The 1053-nt window shown below is 49.7% G+C and carries 1 protein-coding gene; it reads left to right on the top strand.

Annotation, left to right across the window (positions count from 1 at the left end; genetic code table 11):
• Positions 1 to 881, top strand: an 881-nt coding sequence (locus CRJ00_RS18090) for an IS110 family transposase (protein ID WP_099368129.1), incomplete at its 5' end; no start/stop codon positions are given.
• Positions 882 to 1053 lie beyond the last annotated feature (172 nt).

Here is a 1053-nt window from a genome sequence, read left to right on the forward strand (position 1 = left end):
TCCATCGTTGGCTCACCGCAAACGGTGTAACCATGGACGGCAACTCGCTTGTCGTGATGGAGAATACGGGTATCTACCACCGCCTGATCTGGTCCTTCTGCAGCCAGCAACAGCTTCCCCTGCACATAGGCAATGCGGCGCACATCAAATGGAGCTTTGGCATAGCCAGGGGGAAGAACGATAAGATAGACAGCATCAGGTTAGCGAACTATGCCTTCAAGGAGGCCGATGCCCTCAGGGCAAGCGCCCCTCTGGACAGGGAGCTACTGCTGCTGAAGGACCTCATAGCTGCCCGGACCAAGCTGCTCAAGCAGAGGGGTAGCATATCGGTGACCATGAAGGAACTGGAATGCGGACATGACGGGCTCTCCATGAAAATAATGGAAAAGTCCCTGCGGGCGGCCATTGATGGGATCGCYCAATCCATCCTCAGCATCGAGCAGCAGATCAGGAAGCTCATCAACTCCAGCCGCGCGTTCAGGGAGAACTATGACCTATTGATGAGCATACCTGGTATAGGGAAGGTCACGGCCACCTATCTGATCTCCTGCACGGCGAACTTTGCAGCTAGACCAACGGGTAAACAGCTTGCATGTTATGCGGGGGTTGTCCCCTTTGAGCATACCAGCGGGAGCAGCATCAGGGGAAGGACAAGGGTGCACAGGATGGCCAACAAGGAGCTCAAACGGCTGCTGCACATGGGTGCCATGTCGGTAAAGAACAATAATCGGGAGTTCCGGGAATATTTCATCAGGAAAAAGGAAGAGGGCAAGCACAGTATGAGCATACTGAATGCAATAAAGAACAAACTGGCGCTCAGGATTGCCGCAGTCATCAGGGATAGGTCAAAATATATGGACAGGAATAAGGCGCAGATCTAGAAAAGACCAGACCCGGGAAAAAGAAATATCGGCCAAGTGGGCTAAAAAGTTATTCTGAAAAATTTTGAGCCATCAAGCTCTAAAAATTTTTTGGAAATAACTTTTTGGATAGGAAAACTATTGAAGGAAAAAAGTAAAAAAATAGTTGGTTTAATCATAACAATCATTGCGA

The organism is Sphingobacterium sp. 1.A.4 (genome assembly GCF_002734245.1).
GTDB classification, from domain to species: domain Bacteria; phylum Bacteroidota; class Bacteroidia; order Sphingobacteriales; family Sphingobacteriaceae; genus Sphingobacterium; species Sphingobacterium tenebrionis.